12 protein-coding genes and 1 tRNA gene are annotated in these 16,158 nt (G+C 58.6%); all 13 read right to left on the bottom strand.

From position 1 onward, the window contains the following. A complete protein-coding gene (gene fusA, locus CDO35_RS19265; RefSeq protein WP_099526263.1) occupies nucleotides 1–2,148 on the bottom strand; it encodes an elongation factor G in 2,148 nt (715 codons plus the stop codon). A gap of 30 nt (nucleotides 2,149–2,178) precedes the next feature. Next, nucleotides 2,179–2,649 carry a 30S ribosomal protein S7 gene (rpsG, locus tag CDO35_RS19260; RefSeq protein WP_003246741.1) on the bottom strand — a complete coding sequence of 157 codons (471 nt, stop codon included), beginning with the start codon at nucleotides 2,647–2,649 and terminating at the stop codon, nucleotides 2,179–2,181. A 103-nt stretch (nucleotides 2,650–2,752) separates the two neighbouring features. After that, a complete protein-coding gene (gene rpsL, locus CDO35_RS19255; RefSeq protein WP_003463319.1) occupies nucleotides 2,753–3,124 on the bottom strand; it encodes a 30S ribosomal protein S12 in 372 nt (123 codons plus the stop codon). 146 nt (nucleotides 3,125–3,270) lie between these two features. Then, nucleotides 3,271–7,470, bottom strand: a complete 4,200-nt coding sequence (rpoC, locus tag CDO35_RS19250; protein ID WP_017675624.1) for a DNA-directed RNA polymerase subunit beta' — start codon at nucleotides 7,468–7,470, stop codon at nucleotides 3,271–3,273. 63 nt (nucleotides 7,471–7,533) lie between these two features. Beyond that, nucleotides 7,534–11,607 (bottom strand): DNA-directed RNA polymerase subunit beta, encoded by a 4,074-nt coding sequence (gene rpoB / locus CDO35_RS19245; RefSeq protein WP_099526262.1) that lies wholly within the window; start codon nucleotides 11,605–11,607, stop codon nucleotides 7,534–7,536. Between the two features lie 221 nt (nucleotides 11,608–11,828). Next, complete coding sequence (rplL, locus tag CDO35_RS19240; RefSeq protein ID WP_099526261.1) at nucleotides 11,829–12,197, bottom strand: 50S ribosomal protein L7/L12; 369 nt, start codon at nucleotides 12,195–12,197, stop codon at nucleotides 11,829–11,831. Nucleotides 12,198–12,277: 80 nt separating this feature from the next. Next, a complete protein-coding gene (gene rplJ, locus CDO35_RS19235) occupies nucleotides 12,278–12,778 on the bottom strand; it encodes a 50S ribosomal protein L10 (RefSeq protein WP_037001815.1) in 501 nt (166 codons plus the stop codon). A 212-nt stretch (nucleotides 12,779–12,990) separates the two neighbouring features. Continuing rightward, nucleotides 12,991–13,686, bottom strand: a complete 696-nt coding sequence (gene rplA, locus CDO35_RS19230) for a 50S ribosomal protein L1 (RefSeq protein ID WP_099526260.1) — start codon at nucleotides 13,684–13,686, stop codon at nucleotides 12,991–12,993. Then, on the bottom strand, nucleotides 13,686–14,117 hold the full coding sequence (gene rplK / locus CDO35_RS19225) for a 50S ribosomal protein L11 (protein WP_004373444.1): 432 nt from the start codon (nucleotides 14,115–14,117) through the stop codon (nucleotides 13,686–13,688). The genes rplA and rplK overlap by 1 nt, the downstream gene beginning before the upstream one ends. Before the next feature lie 119 nt (nucleotides 14,118–14,236). Continuing rightward, nucleotides 14,237–14,770: a transcription termination/antitermination protein NusG gene (nusG, locus tag CDO35_RS19220; protein WP_004373446.1), complete on the bottom strand. Its 534-nt coding sequence runs from the start codon at nucleotides 14,768–14,770 to the stop codon at nucleotides 14,237–14,239. 9 nt (nucleotides 14,771–14,779) lie between these two features. Then, nucleotides 14,780–15,148 carry a preprotein translocase subunit SecE gene (gene secE, locus CDO35_RS19215; protein WP_099526259.1) on the bottom strand — a complete coding sequence of 123 codons (369 nt, stop codon included), beginning with the start codon at nucleotides 15,146–15,148 and terminating at the stop codon, nucleotides 14,780–14,782. Nucleotides 15,149–15,190: 42 nt separating this feature from the next. Beyond that, a tRNA-Trp gene (locus tag CDO35_RS19210) sits at nucleotides 15,191–15,266 on the bottom strand. A gap of 53 nt (nucleotides 15,267–15,319) precedes the next feature. Further along, nucleotides 15,320–16,158: elongation factor Tu (locus CDO35_RS19205; RefSeq protein WP_099526258.1), on the bottom strand; the 839-nt coding region annotated here is incomplete at its 5' end.

The raw sequence follows: 16,158 nt of genomic DNA, 5'->3' as shown, positions 1-16,158 counted from the left end.
TTAGCCTTGTTTTTTAACCAGTGCTTCGACGATGTTCGCCGGAGCCTCTGCGTACTTGGAGAATTCCATGGAGTAGCTGGCGCGACCCTGGGACATGGAACGAACGTCGGTAGCGTAACCAAACATCTCGCCCAGCGGAACTTCGGCACGGATAACCTTACCGGACACCGAATCTTCCATACCCTGGATCAGACCACGACGACGGTTCAGGTCACCCATCACGTCACCCATGTAGTCCTCAGGAGTTACCACTTCCACCTTCATGATCGGCTCAAGCACCTTACCGCCACCCTTCTGGGCCAGTTGCTTGGTCGCCATGGAGGCAGCGATCTTGAACGCCATCTCGTTGGAGTCGACGTCGTGGTAGGAACCATCGAACACGGTAGCCTTCAGGCCGATCAGCGGATAACCGGCAACAACGCCGTTCTTCATCTGCTCTTCGATACCCTTCTGGATCGCCGGGATGTATTCCTTCGGAACCACACCACCCACGACTTCGTTGGTGAACACCAGACCTTCGGTGATGTTGCCCTTGTCGTCCACGTCCGGAGTCGAGAAACGAATCCAGCAGTGACCGAACTGACCGCGACCACCGGACTGACGAACGAACTTACCTTCGATCTCAACAGCGTCCTTGGTGATGGTTTCACGGTAGGAAACCTGCGGCTTACCGATGTTGGCCTCAACGTTGAACTCGCGCTTCATGCGGTCAACGAGGATGTCCAGGTGCAGCTCACCCATACCGGAGATGATGGTCTGACCGGTTTCTTCGTCAGTCTTGACGCGGAACGACGGGTCTTCCTGAGCCAGCTTGCCCAGAGCGATACCCATCTTCTCCTGGTCAGCCTTGGTTTTCGGCTCTACAGCTACCGAAATGACCGGCTCCGGGAAGTCCATACGCTCGAGGATGATCTGCTTGTCCGGATCGCACAGGGTTTCACCAGTGGTGACGTCCTTCATGCCGATCAGAGCAGCGATGTCGCCAGCGCGTACTTCTTTGATCTCTTCACGCTGGTTGGCGTGCATCTGCACCATACGACCAACGCGCTCTTTCTTGCCTTTCACGGAGTTGATGACCGATTGGCCAGACTCCAGAACGCCCGAGTAGACACGAACGAAGGTCAGCGTACCAACGAACGGGTCGGTAGCGATCTTGAACGCCAGAGCCGAGAACGGCTCGTTGTCGTCTGCATGACGCTCGTCGTAATCAGCTTCGGCGATCTCTTCTTTCGGCTTGTCGGCCAGATCCGGGTGAATACCCTTGATCGCAGGGATCTCGGTCGGAGCAGGCAGGAAGTCGATAACGGCGTCGAGAACCAGGGGAACACCCTTGTTCTTGAACGAGGAGCCGCAGACAGCCGGGACGATCTCGCTCGCCAGAGTACGGGCGCGCAGACCAGCCTTGATCTCTTCGACGGACAGGTCACCTTCTTCAAGGTACTTGTTCATCAGCTCTTCGTTGGCTTCAGCAGCAGCCTCAACCATGTTCGAGCGCCACTCGTTGGCCAGGTCTACCAGCTCAGCAGGAATCTCTTCCTCGCGATAGGTAGTGCCCTTGTCGTCTTCGTTCCAGTAGATAGCCTTCATCTTGATCAGGTCGACCTGACCTTCGAAGTTATCTTCGGCGCCGATGGCGATCTGAATCGGTACCGGAGTGTGACCCAGACGGTTCTTGATCTGACCGACGACACGCAGGAAGTTAGCACCAGCACGGTCCATCTTGTTCACGTAGACAACACGCGGAACACCGTACTTGTTGGCCTGACGCCATACGGTTTCGGACTGCGGCTCAACGCCCGAAGTACCACAGAACACAACGACCGCACCGTCGAGTACGCGCAGCGAGCGCTCTACTTCAATGGTGAAGTCAACGTGACCGGGGGTATCGATGACGTTTACGCGGTAGTTGTCGTACTGACCAACCGAACCTTTCCAGAAGGTGGTGATGGCAGCAGAAGTAATGGTAATACCACGCTCCTGCTCCTGAACCATCCAGTCGGTGGTCGCGGCGCCATCATGCACCTCGCCCATCTTGTGGCTCAGGCCTGTGTAGAACAGGATCCGCTCGGTAGTGGTGGTCTTGCCCGCGTCAACGTGGGCACAGATACCAATATTACGGTAGCGGTTAATTGCTGTATTACGAGCCATAAAGCCCTCGCAAGGTTAGTGGAGCCGGGATTAGAAGCGGTAGTGCGAGAAAGCCTTGTTGGCTTCAGCCATGCGGTGCACGTCTTCACGCTTCTTGACAGCAGCGCCTTTGCCTTCAGCAGCATCCAGCAGCTCACCAGCCAGACGCAGAGCCATGGACTTCTCGCCGCGCTTGCGGGCGTAGTCTACGAGCCAGCGCATTGCCAGAGCGTTACGACGCGACGGACGAACTTCGACCGGAACCTGGTAGGTAGCACCGCCTACACGGCGGGACTTGACTTCGACCAGCGGAGCGATGGCGTCGAGAGCTTTCTCGAAGATCTCCAGGGGATCGCTGTTCTTGCGTGCTTTGACTGTGTCCAGAGCACCGTAAACGATGCGCTCGGCCACGGCCTTCTTGCCGCTTTCCATCACGTGGTTCATGAACTTGGCGAGAATCTGCGATCCGTACTTCGGATCGTCGAGAATCTCACGTTTTGCTGCTACACGACGTCTTGGCATGATAAGCCCTCAAACGGTCTTCAGGTTAGCCCGGGACTTTCGGCAAAAGCCGCGCCCGACCTTACTCTTATCGACTCAACTAAATATAAAGATTCAAGCGGCCTTATTTCGGACGCTTGGTACCGTACTTGGAACGACCTTGCTTACGGTCTTTGACGCCGGAGGTATCCAGCGAACCACGCACGGTGTGGTAGCGCACACCCGGAAGGTCTTTTACACGACCGCCACGGATCAGCACGACGCTGTGCTCTTGCAGGTTGTGGCCTTCACCACCGATGTACGAGGAAACCTCGAAACCGTTGGTCAGACGCACGCGGCATACTTTACGCAGTGCCGAGTTAGGTTTTTTCGGCGTAGTGGTGTACACGCGAGTGCACACGCCACGACGTTGCGGGCAGTTCTGCAGCGCAGGTACGTCGGATTTCTCGACGATACGCTTACGCGGCTGACGTACCAGCTGGTTGATAGTTGCCATCTACTAGCTCCACTGTTGTCTTTCGACGCTCACAAATAAAGATGGCAGAGCACAACGCCCTGCCAAATTTAGGGGTGCATGAGTCTAAAGAGACTCACGCCCCCAGTCAAGGCAAAGCCCCGCTAGCGAACTAGCGAGGCTTCGACTCAATTTCCGCTGGAGTTCAGCGCTTCGGTCAGTGCGGCTTCCACCTCACTGGCGCTGACACGTACCGGCTTGTCGGCATCACGCTTGCGCTTGCGCTCGCTGTGATAGGCCAGACCGGTACCAGCCGGGATCAGGCGACCCACGACCACGTTCTCTTTCAGACCACGCAGGTAGTCGCGCTTGCCAGTAACCGCTGCCTCGGTGAGGACGCGAGTGGTTTCCTGGAAGGACGCAGCCGAGATGAACGACTCGGTGGACAGCGACGCCTTGGTGATACCCAGCAGTACGCGGGTGTACTTGGCGACGAACTTGTCCTCTTCAGCCAGACGCTCGTTCTCGCCCAGAACCTGGGTGAGCTCCATTTGATCGCCCTTGATGAAGGACGAATCGCCGGACTCGCTGACTTCAACCTTACGCAGCATCTGACGCAGGATGGTCTCGATGTGCTTGTCGTTGATCTTCACGCCCTGCAGACGGTAAACGTCCTGGATCTCGTTGACGATGTACTTGGCCAGCGCGCTCACACCCAGCAGACGCAGGATGTCGTGCGGATCGCTCGGGCCGTCGGAGATAACTTCGCCGCGGTTCACTTGTTCGCCTTCGAAGACGTTCAGGTGACGCCACTTCGGAATCAGCTCCTCGTACGGATCGCTACCATCGGTCGGGGTGATGACCAGGCGGCGCTTGCCCTTGGTCTCTTTACCGAACGAAATGGTGCCGCTGATTTCCGCCAGGATCGAAGCCTCCTTCGGACGACGGGCTTCGAACAGGTCGGCAACGCGCGGCAGACCACCGGTGATGTCGCGAGTTTTCGAGGTCTCTTGCGGGATACGGGCGATAACGTCACCGACCGCGATCTGCGCACCGTCAGCCACGCCGACCAGGGCGTTGGCTGGCAGGAAGTACTGAGCGGGAACGTCGGTACCCGGCAGCAGCAGTTCCTTGCCGTTGGCGTCGACCATCTTGATGGCCGGACGAATGTCCTTGCCAGCAGCCGGACGATCCTTCGGATCGAGAACCTCGATGTTGGTCAGACCGGTCAGTTCGTCGGTCTGACGCTTGATGGTGATGCCCTCCTCCATGCCGACGAAGGTCACGGTACCCTTCATTTCGGTCACGATCGGGTGGGTGTGCGGATCCCACTTGGCGACGATGGCGCCAGCGTCGACCTTGTCACCTTCCTTCACCGAAATCACGGCACCGTACGGCAGCTTGTAGCGCTCACGCTCACGACCGAACTCGTCAGCCACAGCCAGCTCGCCGGAGCGGGATACCGCTACCAGATTGCCGTCCACGCGCTCGACGTGCTTGAGGTTGTGCAGACGGATCGCACCACCGTTCTTCACCTGGACGCTGTCGGCAGCCGAAGTACGGCTTGCAGCACCACCAATGTGGAACGTACGCATGGTCAGCTGGGTACCCGGCTCACCGATGGACTGGGCAGCGATAACGCCGACAGCTTCACCGATGTTGACCTGGTGACCACGAGCCAGATCGCGGCCGTAGCACTTGGCGCAGATGCCGAAGCGGGTTTCGCAGGTGATCGGCGAACGCACTACCACTTCGTCGACGCTGTTCAGCTCGATGAACTCGACCCACTGCTCGTCGATCAGGGTGCCGGCCGGAACGATGACGTCCTCGGTGCCAGGCTTGAACACGTCCTTGGCGATCACTCGACCCAGTACGCGCTCACCCAGCGGCTCGACCACGTCGCCGCCTTCGATGTGCGGCGTCATCAGCAGACCGTGCTCGGTACCGCAATCGATCTCGGTAACCACCAGGTCCTGGGCCACGTCGACCAGACGACGCGTCAGGTAACCGGAGTTCGCGGTCTTCAGTGCGGTATCCGCCAGACCTTTACGAGCACCGTGGGTGGAGATGAAGTACTGCAGAACCGACAGACCTTCGCGGAAGTTCGCGGTGATAGGCGTCTCGATGATGGAGCCGTCCGGCTTGGCCATCAGACCACGCATACCGGCCAGCTGACGGATCTGGGCGGCGCTACCACGAGCACCGGAGTCCGCCATCATGTACATGGAGTTGAAGGACTCCTGCTCGACGGTCTTGCCTTCGCGATCGACAACCGGCTCTTTCGAGAGGTTGGCCATCATCGCCTTGGAGACTTCATCGTTGGCCTTCGACCACAGGTCGATCACCTTGTTGTACTTCTCGCCCTGGGTTACCAGGCCGGAGGCGTACTGCGATTCGATTTCCTTCACTTCCTCGGTGGCGGCGTCGATGATGCGCGCCTTCTCGTCCGGGATGACGAAGTCGTTCACGCCGATCGACACACCGGAGATGGTCGAGTAAGCGAAACCGGTGTACATCAGCTGGTCGGCGAAGATGACGGTATCCTTCAGACCAACGGTGCGGTAGCACTGGTTGATCAGCTTGGAGATCGCCTTCTTCTTCATCGACTGGTTGACCACGTCGTAGGACAGGCCGGCCGGTACGATCTGGAACAGCAGCGCACGGCCGACGGTGGTGTCGACGATACGGGTGTTCTTGGTGATCGAACCATCTTTCTCTTTGATGGTTTCGTTGATACGCACTTTCACGCGGGCGTGCAGGGACGCTTCGCCGGCGCGGAACACGCGGTCGACTTCCTGCAGGTCGGCGAATACGCGACCTTCGCCTTTGGCGTTCACGGCTTCACGGGTCATGTAGTACAGACCCAGTACCACGTCCTGCGACGGCACGATGATCGGCTCACCGTTGGCGGGCGAGAGGATGTTGTTGGTCGACATCATCAGCGCGCGCGCTTCGAGCTGGGCTTCCAGGGTCAACGGCACGTGAACGGCCATCTGGTCACCGTCGAAGTCGGCGTTGTACGCGGCGCAGACCAGCGGGTGCAGCTGGATCGCCTTACCTTCGATCAGTACTGGCTCGAACGCCTGGATACCCAGACGGTGCAGGGTCGGCGCACGGTTGAGCAGGACGGGGTGTTCGCGAATCACTTCAGCGAGAACGTCCCAAACCTCCGGCAGCTCGCGCTCGACCATCTTCTTGGCGGCCTTGATGGTGGTCGCCAGACCACGCATTTCCAGCTTGCCGAAAATGAACGGCTTGAACAGCTCGAGAGCCATCTTCTTCGGCAGACCGCACTGGTGCAGGCGCAGGGTCGGGCCCACGGTAATAACGGAACGACCGGAGTAGTCCACGCGCTTACCGAGCAGGTTCTGACGGAAGCGACCTTGCTTACCTTTGATCATGTCGGCCAGCGACTTCAGCGGACGCTTGTTCGAGCCAGTGATGGCGCGACCGCGACGGCCGTTGTCGAGCAGGGCGTCGACCGCTTCCTGCAGCATGCGCTTTTCGTTGCGCACGATGATGTCCGGCGCGGACAGATCGAGCAGGCGCTTCAGACGGTTGTTACGGTTGATCACGCGGCGGTACAGATCGTTCAGGTCGGAAGTGGCGAAACGGCCACCATCCAGCGGAACGAGCGGGCGCAGATCCGGCGGCAGAACCGGCAGAACGGTCAGCACCATCCACTCCGGCAGGTTGCCGGAGTCCTTGAAGGCTTCCATCAGCTTCAGGCGCTTGGACAGCTTCTTGATCTTGGTCTCGGAGTTGGTCTGCGGAATTTCTTCGCGCAGGCGGCCGATCTCGTGATCCAGGTCGATGGCGTGCAGCAGCTCGCGCACGGCCTCGGCGCCCATGCGCGCGTCGAAGTCGTCACCGAACTCTTCGAGGGCTTCGAAGTACTGCTCGTCGTTCAGCAGTTGACCCTTCTCGAGGGTGGTCATGCCCGGGTCGATCACGACGTAGCTCTCGAAATAGAGCACGCGCTCGATGTCACGCAGGGTCATGTCCATCAGCAGGCCGATACGGGACGGCAGCGACTTGAGGAACCAGATGTGGGCAACCGGCGAGGCCAGTTCGATGTGCGCCATGCGCTCACGACGAACCTTGGCCAGTGCTACTTCAACGCCGCACTTCTCGCAGATCACACCGCGGTGCTTGAGGCGCTTGTACTTACCGCACAGGCACTCGTAGTCCTTTACCGGGCCAAAGATCTTGGCGCAGAACAGGCCATCGCGCTCTGGCTTGAAGGTACGGTAGTTGATGGTTTCCGGCTTTTTAACTTCACCGAACGACCACGAACGGATCATCTCAGGCGAGGCCAATCCGATACGGATGGCGTCGAACTCTTCGATCTGACCCTGGTTTTTCAGCAAATTCAGTAGGTCTTTCAAGGCCTTTCCTCCTGGCGGAGCGGGCAGCGAGCTGGGTTAGCCCCGCTGCCGATTCACGTCGTGTTATTCGGTTTCCAGATCGATATCGATGCCGAGCGAACGGATCTCTTTGATCAGTACGTTGAAGGACTCGGGCATGCCCGGCTCCATACGGTGATCGCCATCCACGATGTTCTTGTACATCTTGGTACGGCCGTTCACGTCGTCCGACTTCACGGTCAGCATTTCCTGCAGGGTGTAGGCGGCGCCATAGGCTTCCAGTGCCCAGACCTCCATCTCCCCGAAACGCTGACCACCGAACTGCGCCTTACCACCCAGCGGCTGCTGGGTAACCAGGCTGTAGGAACCAGTGGAACGGGCGTGCATCTTGTCGTCCACCAGGTGGTTCAGTTTGAGCATGTACATGTAGCCGACGGTGGTCGGACGCTCGAACTGGTTACCGGTACGACCGTCGAACAGGCGCATCTGGCCGCTCTCCGGCAGATCAGCCAGCTTCAGCATGGCCTTGATCTCGGTTTCCTTGGCGCCGTCGAACACGGCAGTTGCCATCGGTACACCGCCTTTGAGGTTCTTCGCCAGCTCGAGGATCTCGGTATCGGAGAACTCGTCGAGGTTTTCCTGACGACCACCGATCTCGTTGTAGATCTCAGCGAGGAACTTGCGCAGTTCGGCGATCTTGCGCTGCTCTTCGAGCATGCGATTGATCTTCTCGCCCAGGCCCTTGGCCGCAAGGCCCAAGTGGGTTTCGAGAATCTGACCGACGTTCATACGCGACGGAACGCCCAGCGGGTTCAGCACGATGTCGACCGGAGTACCGTTGGCGTCGTGCGGCATGTCTTCGACCGGCATGATCACCGAGACAACACCCTTGTTACCGTGACGACCGGCCATCTTGTCACCCGGCTGGATGCGACGGCGGATGGCCAGGTAGACCTTGACGATCTTCAGTACGCCCGGAGCCAGGTCATCGCCCTGCTGCAGCTTGCGCTTCTTGTCTTCGAACTTGTCGTCGAGCATCTGACGGCGGTCGGAGATGTAGGCCTGAGCCTTCTCCAGCTGCTCGTTCAGAGCGTCTTCAGCCATGCGCAGTTTGAACCACTGGCCACGCTCGAGACCATCGAGGAACTCGTCGGTGATCGCAGTGCCTTTCTTCAGACCAGCGCCGCCTTCGGCAGTCGCGCCAACCAGAGCGGAACGCAGGCGCTCGAAGGTTGCGCCTTCGACGATGCGGAACTCTTCGTTGAGGTCTTTGCGGATCTCGTCCAGCTGCATCTTCTCGATGGACAGGGCACGCGAGTCGCGCTCCACGCCGTCACGGGTGAAGACCTGCACGTCGATGACGGTACCCTTGGTGCCAGTCGGCACACGCAGGGAGGTGTCCTTAACGTCGGACGCCTTCTCACCGAAGATCGCACGCAGCAGCTTCTCTTCCGGAGTCAGCTGGGTCTCACCTTTCGGGGTGACCTTACCAACCAGGATGTCGCCCGGGCCAACTTCGGCACCGACGTAGACGATACCGGCTTCGTCCAGCTTGTTCAGCGCCGCTTCGCCAACGTTCGGGATGTCAGAGGAGATTTCCTCTGGGCCGAGCTTGGTGTCACGCGCCACGCAGGTCAGTTCCTGGATGTGGATCGTGGTGAAGCGATCTTCCTGAACCACGCGCTCGGACAGGCAGATGGAGTCTTCGAAGTTGAAGCCGTTCCACGGCATGAACGCAACGCGCATGTTCTGACCCAGCGCCAGTTCACCCATGTCGGTGGACGGACCGTCAGCCATGATGTCGCTACGCGCAACCTTGTCACCTTTGCTCACCAACGGACGCTGGTTGATGCAGGTGTTCTGGTTGGAGCGGGTGTACTTGGTCAGGTTGTAGATGTCGACACCGGCTTCGCCAGTTTCAACTTCGTCATCGTTGACACGAACCACGATACGGCTGGCGTCGACCGAGTCGATTACACCGCCGCGACGGGCCACGACGCAGACGCCGGAGTCACGTGCGACGTTGCGCTCCATGCCGGTACCTACCAACGGCTTGTCGGCGCGCAGAGTCGGTACAGCCTGACGCTGCATGTTCGAACCCATGAGTGCACGGTTGGCGTCGTCGTGCTCGAGGAACGGAATCAGCGAGGCAGCAACGGAAACAACCTGCTTCGGCGAAACGTCCATCAGGGTGACGTCTTCCGGCGCCTTGACGGTGAACTCGTTCAGGTGACGAACAGCTACCAGCTCGTCGATCAGCTGACCCTTGTCGTTCAGGGTCGCGGATGCCTGAGCGATCACGTGATCGGCTTCTTCGATGGCGGACAGGAACACGATCTCGTCGGTGACCTGACCTTCCTTGACCACGCGGTACGGGCTTTCCAGGAAGCCGTACTGGTTGGTGCGAGCGTAGGCAGCCAGCGAGTTGATCAGACCGATGTTCGGACCTTCAGGGGTTTCGATCGGACATACGCGACCATAGTGGGTCGGGTGTACGTCGCGGACTTCGAAGCCAGCGCGCTCACGAGTCAGACCACCTGGGCCGAGTGCAGAAACACGGCGCTTGTGGGTGATCTCGGAGAGCGGGTTGTTCTGGTCCATGAACTGCGAGAGCTGGCTGGAACCGAAGAACTCTTTCACCGCCGCCGCAACCGGCTTGGCGTTGATCAGGTCTTGCGGCATCAGGCCTTCGCTTTCAGCCATCGACAGACGCTCTTTGACCGCACGCTCTACGCGCACAAGGCCAACGCGGAACTGGTTCTCGGCCATCTCGCCGACGCAACGTACGCGGCGGTTACCCAGGTGGTCGATGTCGTCGACAATGCCCTTGCCGTTACGGATATCGACCAGGGTCTTCAGTACGGCAACGATGTCTTCCTTGCTCAGCACGCCCGAACCCTCGATCTCGGTGCGACCGATACGACGGTTGAACTTCATGCGGCCCACGGCGGACAGGTCGTAACGCTCGGCGCTGAAGAACAGGTTGTTGAACAGGGTCTCGGCAGCATCCTTGGTGGGCGGCTCGCCAGGACGCATCATGCGGTAGATCTCGACCAGCGCCTCCAACTGATTGGTGGTGCTGTCGATCTTCAGCGTGTCGCTGATGAACGGGCCACAATCGATGTCGTTGGTGTACAGGGTCTCGAAGCGAACCACCTGCGCCTTGGCCATCTTGACCAGCAGGTCGGTGGTCAGCTCGGTGTTGCACTCGGCGATGATTTCGCCGGTAGCCGGGTGCACGATCGCCTTGGCAGTGGTACGGCCAATCACGTAGTCGAGCGGAACTTCCAGCTCTTTGATGCCAGCCTTGTCCAGCTGGTTGATGTGGCGAGCCGTGATACGACGACCCTGCTCCACGATCACCTTGCCGCTGCCGTCCTTGATGTCGAGAACGGCGACTTCGCCGCGCAGACGCTGCGGAACCAGCTCCAGGTTCAGGCTCTCGCCCTTCACGTGGTAGACGTTGGTGTCATAGAAGGCATCCAGCACTTCTTCAGTGCTGTAGCCCAGTGCACGCAGCAGGACGGAAGCCGGCAGTTTGCGGCGACGGTCGATACGTACGAATACCGCGTCCTTCGGGTCGAACTCGAAGTCCAACCACGAACCGCGGTAAGGAATGATGCGAGCGGAGTACAGCAGCTTGCCCGAGCTGTGGGTCTTGCCACGGTCGTGGTCGAAGAACACGCCCGGCGAACGGTGCAGCTGGGACACGATGACGCGCTCGGTACCGTTGATGACGAAGGTACCGTTCTCGGTCATGAGCGGAATCTCGCCCATGTAGACTTCTTGCTCTTTGATGTCCTTGATCGCTTTGTTCGACGATTCTTTGTCGAAAATGATCAGGCGCACTTTCACGCGCAGCGGCACGGCGAAGGTCACGCCACGCAGCACGCACTCCTTGACGTCGAACGCCGGCTCGCCCAAGCGATAGCCGACGTACTCCAGGGCGGCGTTGCCGGAGTAGCTGATGATCGGGAATACCGATTTGAAGGCCGCATGCAGGCCGATGTCGCGGAACTGTTCCTTGCTCACCCCTTGCTGCAGGAATTCGCGGTACGAATCCAGCTGGATGGCCAGGAGGTAAGGCACATCCATGACATCCGGCAACTTGCTAAAGTCCTTGCGGATACGTTTTTTCTCAGTGTATGAGTAAGCCATCAGCGTTCCCCAGCTTGGTCACCTGCTTGTTTGGCCAGCGCCGGCGGCGATGACCAGAAAATCGTGCAAACCCTTGGTTTGCAACCGCCTCTCGGGCGGGATCTTTTCGGCTCCAGGCCGGCTGCTGAACAGCCAACCTAGAACGGAAAAAGGCCGGTGGCAAAAGCCACCAGCCATCAGCCTTATGCGAATCGCTCGGGCTGTAGACGCAAGGTACGAACTTACTTGAGCTCGACCTTGGCGCCAGCTTCTTCCAGCTTCTTCTTGGCGTCTTCAGCAGCTTCTTTGCTCAGACCTTCAGCGACGACCTGAGGAGCGGTGTCAACCTTCTCCTTGGCTTCTTTCAGGCCCAGACCGGTCAGCTCGCGAACGGCCTTGATCACGTTGACTTTCTTGTCGCCAGCTTCGGCCAGAACAACGTTGAACTCGGTTTGCTCTTCAACAGCGGCAGCGGCAGCAGCCGGGCCAGCGGCAACAGCAGCAGCAGCGGTAACGCCGAAGGTTTCTTCCATCGCTTTGATCAGCTCAACGATTTCCATAACGGATTTCTGGCCGATAGCTTCGATGATTTGCTCGTTAGTCAGAGACATGACTATCAATTCCTGTATTGGGGTGACGGCCTACGCGACCATCAAATTAAACGTTTGATTTCGAAAGCGCTCACGCTGCCTTAGGCAGCGGCAGCTTCTTTCTGGTCGCGAATGGCTGCCAGAGTGCGAGCGAGTTTGCTGGTGGCGCCTTGAATAACGCTCATCAGCTGGGCGATGCCCTCGTCGCGGGTCGGCAGACTTGCCAGTACGTCGATCTGGTTTGCTGCGAGGTACTTGCCCTCGAACGCAGCTGCCTTGATCTCGAACTTGTCCTGACCCTTGGCAAAATCCTTGAACAGACGAGCAGCAGCGCCCGGGTGTTCGTTGGAGAATGCGATCAGGGTCGGGCCTTTGAACACGTCGTTGAGCACGTCGAACTGAGTGCCTTCAACGGCGCGCTTGAGCAGGGTGTTACGCACGACTTTCACGTACACACCAGCTTCGCGGGCCTCTTTACGGAGTCCGGTCATTGCGCCGACGGTCACGCCACGGGCATCAGCCACGACAGCGGACAGACCGGCTTTGGCAGCCTCGTTGACTTCAGCGACGATGGCCTTCTTGTCTTCGAGTTTAATTGCCACGGGTTTACTCCTGGTTTTTACCGTATCGCCAAACCGAAGTTCAGCGGCGTTTTGGTGTCTGATTCGGTAACGAATCGGGAGCACCATCTGCGTAGGTCATCAGGCGAACCTGACATTTAAAACGCGAGTTACCTACGGTCTTGGATAGCCCCCGCCAGGCAGGGACCCCAATTTTTCAAAGCCGGTAGCGCGCACGCTACCGGCCCAACCACTTACGCGTCGAGCGAAGCCTGATCGATGATCAGCCCCGGACCCATGGTGGTGCTCAGGGTCACACGCTTGACGTAGATGCCTTTCGAGGTCGACGGCTTCAGACGCTTCAGGTCGGACAGCAGGGCTTCCACGTTCTGTTTCAGCGCAGCGGCTTCGAAGCCGATCTTGCCAACAGAAGTGTGGATGATGCCGTTCTTGTCGGTACGGAAACGCACCTGACCAGCCTTGGCGTTCTTGACAGCGGTAGCGACGTCCGGGGTAACGGTGCCGACTTTCGGGTTCGGCATCAGGCCGCGCGGGCCCAGTACCTGGCCCAGCTGGCCAACAACACGCATGGCGTCCGGAGAAGCAATGACCACGTCGTAGTTCAGGTCGCCGGCTTTCATTTCGGCAGCCAGATCGTCCATACCGACTTTGTCAGCACCGGCAGCCAAGGCAGCTTCAGCGCCCGGACCCTGGGTGAAAACGGCAACGCGTACAGTCTTGCCAGTGCCGTTCGGCAGAACGGTGGCGCCACGTACAACCTGGTCGGATTTACGCGGATCAACGCCCAGATTCACAGCGACGTCGAAGGATTCGACGAATTTGGCAGCAGGCAGCGAAGCCAGCAGAGTTGCCGCTTCTTCGAAGCTGTAGGCTTTGCCTGCTTCGACTTTCTCGGCGATGGCCTTTTGGCGCTTGGTCAACTTAGCCATTACACACCCTCCACGTTCAGGCCCATGCTACGAGCGGAGCCGGCGATGGTGCGCACGGCCGCATCCAGGTCAGCGGCAGTCAGATCAGCCTGTTTGGTCTTGGCGATCTCTTCCAGCTGAGCACGGGTAACGGTGCCTACTTTAACGGTGTTCGGGCGAGCGGAGCCGCTGGTCAGGCCTGCAGCCTTCTTCAGCAGTACCGATGCCGGGGTGCTCTTGGTTTCAAAGGTGAAGCTGCGGTCGCTGTAAACAGTGATGATCACAGGAGTCGGCAGACCAGGTTCCATGCCCTGAGTCTTGGCGTTGAACGCCTTGCAGAACTCCATGATGTTTACGCCGTGCTGACCCAGAGCGGGGCCGACGGGTGGCGACGGGTTTGCCTGACCGGCTTTAACCTGCAGCTTGATATAAGCCTGAATCTTCTTAGCCATTAGCTACTCCAATTTCGGGTTCGAACGCCTGACGGCTCCCCGAGGTTACTTACGCATTTATCCCAGTGACGACAAAACCCCGCAGCCTAAGGCTGCGGGGTGAGGGATGCCTATGTCAGTTATGCCTTCTCGACCTGACTGAACTCCAGCTCGACCGGGGTGGAGCGACCGAAGATAGTCACAGCAACCTGGATGCGGCTCTTTTCGTAATTCACTTCTTCGACCACGCCACCGAAGTCGGCAAACGGGCCATCGACAACTCGTACCATTTCGCCCGGCTCGAACAGAGTCTTGGGCTTAGGCTTGTCGCCACTGTCGGCAACACGACGCAGAATGGCTTCAGCTTCTTTTTCGGTGATCGGTGCCGGCTTGTCGGCAGTACCACCAATGAAGCCCATGACGCGCGGCGTATCCTTGATCAAGTGCCAAGTCGCCTCGTTCATTTCCATCTGCACCAGAACATAGCCAGGGAAGAACTTGCGCTCACTCTTGCGCTTCTGACCGTTGCGCATCTCGACCACTTCTTCAGTGGGCACGAGAATCTCGCCGAAGTCATCTTCCATACCAGCCAGTTTCACGCGCTCGATGAGCGAGCGCATGACATGCTTCTCGTAACCCGAGTAAGCATGCACGACGTACCAACGCTTAGCCACGAGACACCCTTAACCAACAATCAGGGAAACAAGCCAACCGAGCAGGGAATCAAGACCCCACAACAGCAGCGCCATCACCAGAACCACGGCAACCACGATCAGGGTGGTCTGCGTGGTTTCCTGGCGGGTCGGCCATACAACCTTACGAATCTCGACGCGCGCTTCTTTCAGCAGCACCGCGAACGCTTGACCACGAGCAGTCTGAAACGCCACAAAAGCAGCAACAGCAGCCAACGCAACCAAGCCAAGAACACGATACAGAACCGGCTCAGCAGAGAAGTACTGATTACCGACAACACCCACAGCAACCAGGGCAGCGACAACCAGCCACTTGACCAGATCAAAGCGAGAGTCTTTGGCTTCAGCCTTAACATTCATTCGAGAGGATCCTGTGAAAGACACGCCAGATTCGTTAGAAAATGGCAGGTCAGGAGGGAATCGAACCCCCAACCTGCGGTTTTGGAGACCGCCGCTCTGCCAATTGAGCTACTGACCTAAAGCAAAATCAGGCCGACCATTATGCCGGCCTGAGAGGAACAGATCAACCGATTACTCGACGATCTTGGCAACCACGCCAGCACCAACGGTACGGCCACCTTCGCGAATTGCGAAGCGCAGACCGTCTTCCATGGCGATCGGCTTGATCAGGGTGACAACCATTTTGATGTTGTCGCCCGGCATTACCATCTCAACGCCTTCCGGCAGTTCGCACGAACCGGTCACGTCAGTGGTACGGAAGTAGAACTGAGGACGGTAGCCTTTGAAGAACGGGGTGTGACGACCACCTTCTTCCTTGGACAGAACGTACACTTCAGCTTCGAACTTGGTGTGCGGTTTGATGGTACCCGGCTTGGCCAGAACCTGACCACGCTCGACTTCATCACGCTTGGTGCCGCGCAGCAGCACGCCGCAGTTCTCACCAGCACGACCTTCGTCCAGCAGCTTGCGGAACATCTCAACGCCAGTGCAGGTGGTTTTGGTGGTCGGACGCAGACCAACGATTTCGATTTCTTCCTGGATCTTGACGATACCGCGCTCTACACGACCGGTAACTACAGTACCGCGGCCGGAGATCGAGAATACGTCTTCGATCGGCATCAGGAACGGACGATCGATGGCACGAACCGGCTCAGGAATGTAACTGTCCAGAGTCTCAACCAGCTTCTTGACGGCAGTGGTGCCCATCTCGTTGGCGTCTTCGCCGTTCAGCGCCATCAGCGCGGAACCGATGATGATCGGAGTGTCGTCACCCGGGAAATCGTAGGTGCTCAGCAGGTCGCGAACTTCCATCTCGACCAGTTCCAGCAGCTCAGCGTCGTCAACCATGTCAGCCTTGTTCAGGAAGACAACGATGTACGGTACGCCAACCTGACGAGACAGCAGGATGT

It is taken from the genome of Pseudomonas sediminis, assembly GCF_002741105.1.
Taxonomy (GTDB): Bacteria; Pseudomonadota; Gammaproteobacteria; order Pseudomonadales; family Pseudomonadaceae; genus Aquipseudomonas; species Aquipseudomonas sediminis.
Note: the sequence above shows the minus strand (reverse complement) of the source record. Positions and strands in the feature narration are given on the sequence as shown.

What these genes read in the sequence shown, in the direction of transcription:
- rpsG (WP_003246741.1), bottom strand. Translation starts at nt 2,649, where the DNA reads ATGCCAAGACGTCGTGTAGCAGCAAAACGTGAGATTCTCGACGATCCG.
- rplA (WP_099526260.1), bottom strand. Translation starts at nt 13,686, where the DNA reads ATGGCTAAGTTGACCAAGCGCCAAAAGGCCATCGCCGAGAAAGTCGAA.
- fusA (WP_099526263.1), bottom strand. Translation starts at nt 2,148, where the DNA reads ATGGCTCGTAATACAGCAATTAACCGCTACCGTAATATTGGTATCTGT.
- rpsL (WP_003463319.1), bottom strand. Translation starts at nt 3,124, where the DNA reads ATGGCAACTATCAACCAGCTGGTACGTCAGCCGCGTAAGCGTATCGTC.
- rplK (WP_004373444.1), bottom strand. Translation starts at nt 14,117, where the DNA reads ATGGCTAAGAAGATTCAGGCTTATATCAAGCTGCAGGTTAAAGCCGGT.
- rpoB (WP_099526262.1), bottom strand. Translation starts at nt 11,607, where the DNA reads ATGGCTTACTCATACACTGAGAAAAAACGTATCCGCAAGGACTTTAGC.
- secE (WP_099526259.1), bottom strand. Translation starts at nt 15,148, where the DNA reads ATGAATGTTAAGGCTGAAGCCAAAGACTCTCGCTTTGATCTGGTCAAG.
- rplL (WP_099526261.1), bottom strand. Translation starts at nt 12,197, where the DNA reads ATGTCTCTGACTAACGAGCAAATCATCGAAGCTATCGGCCAGAAATCC.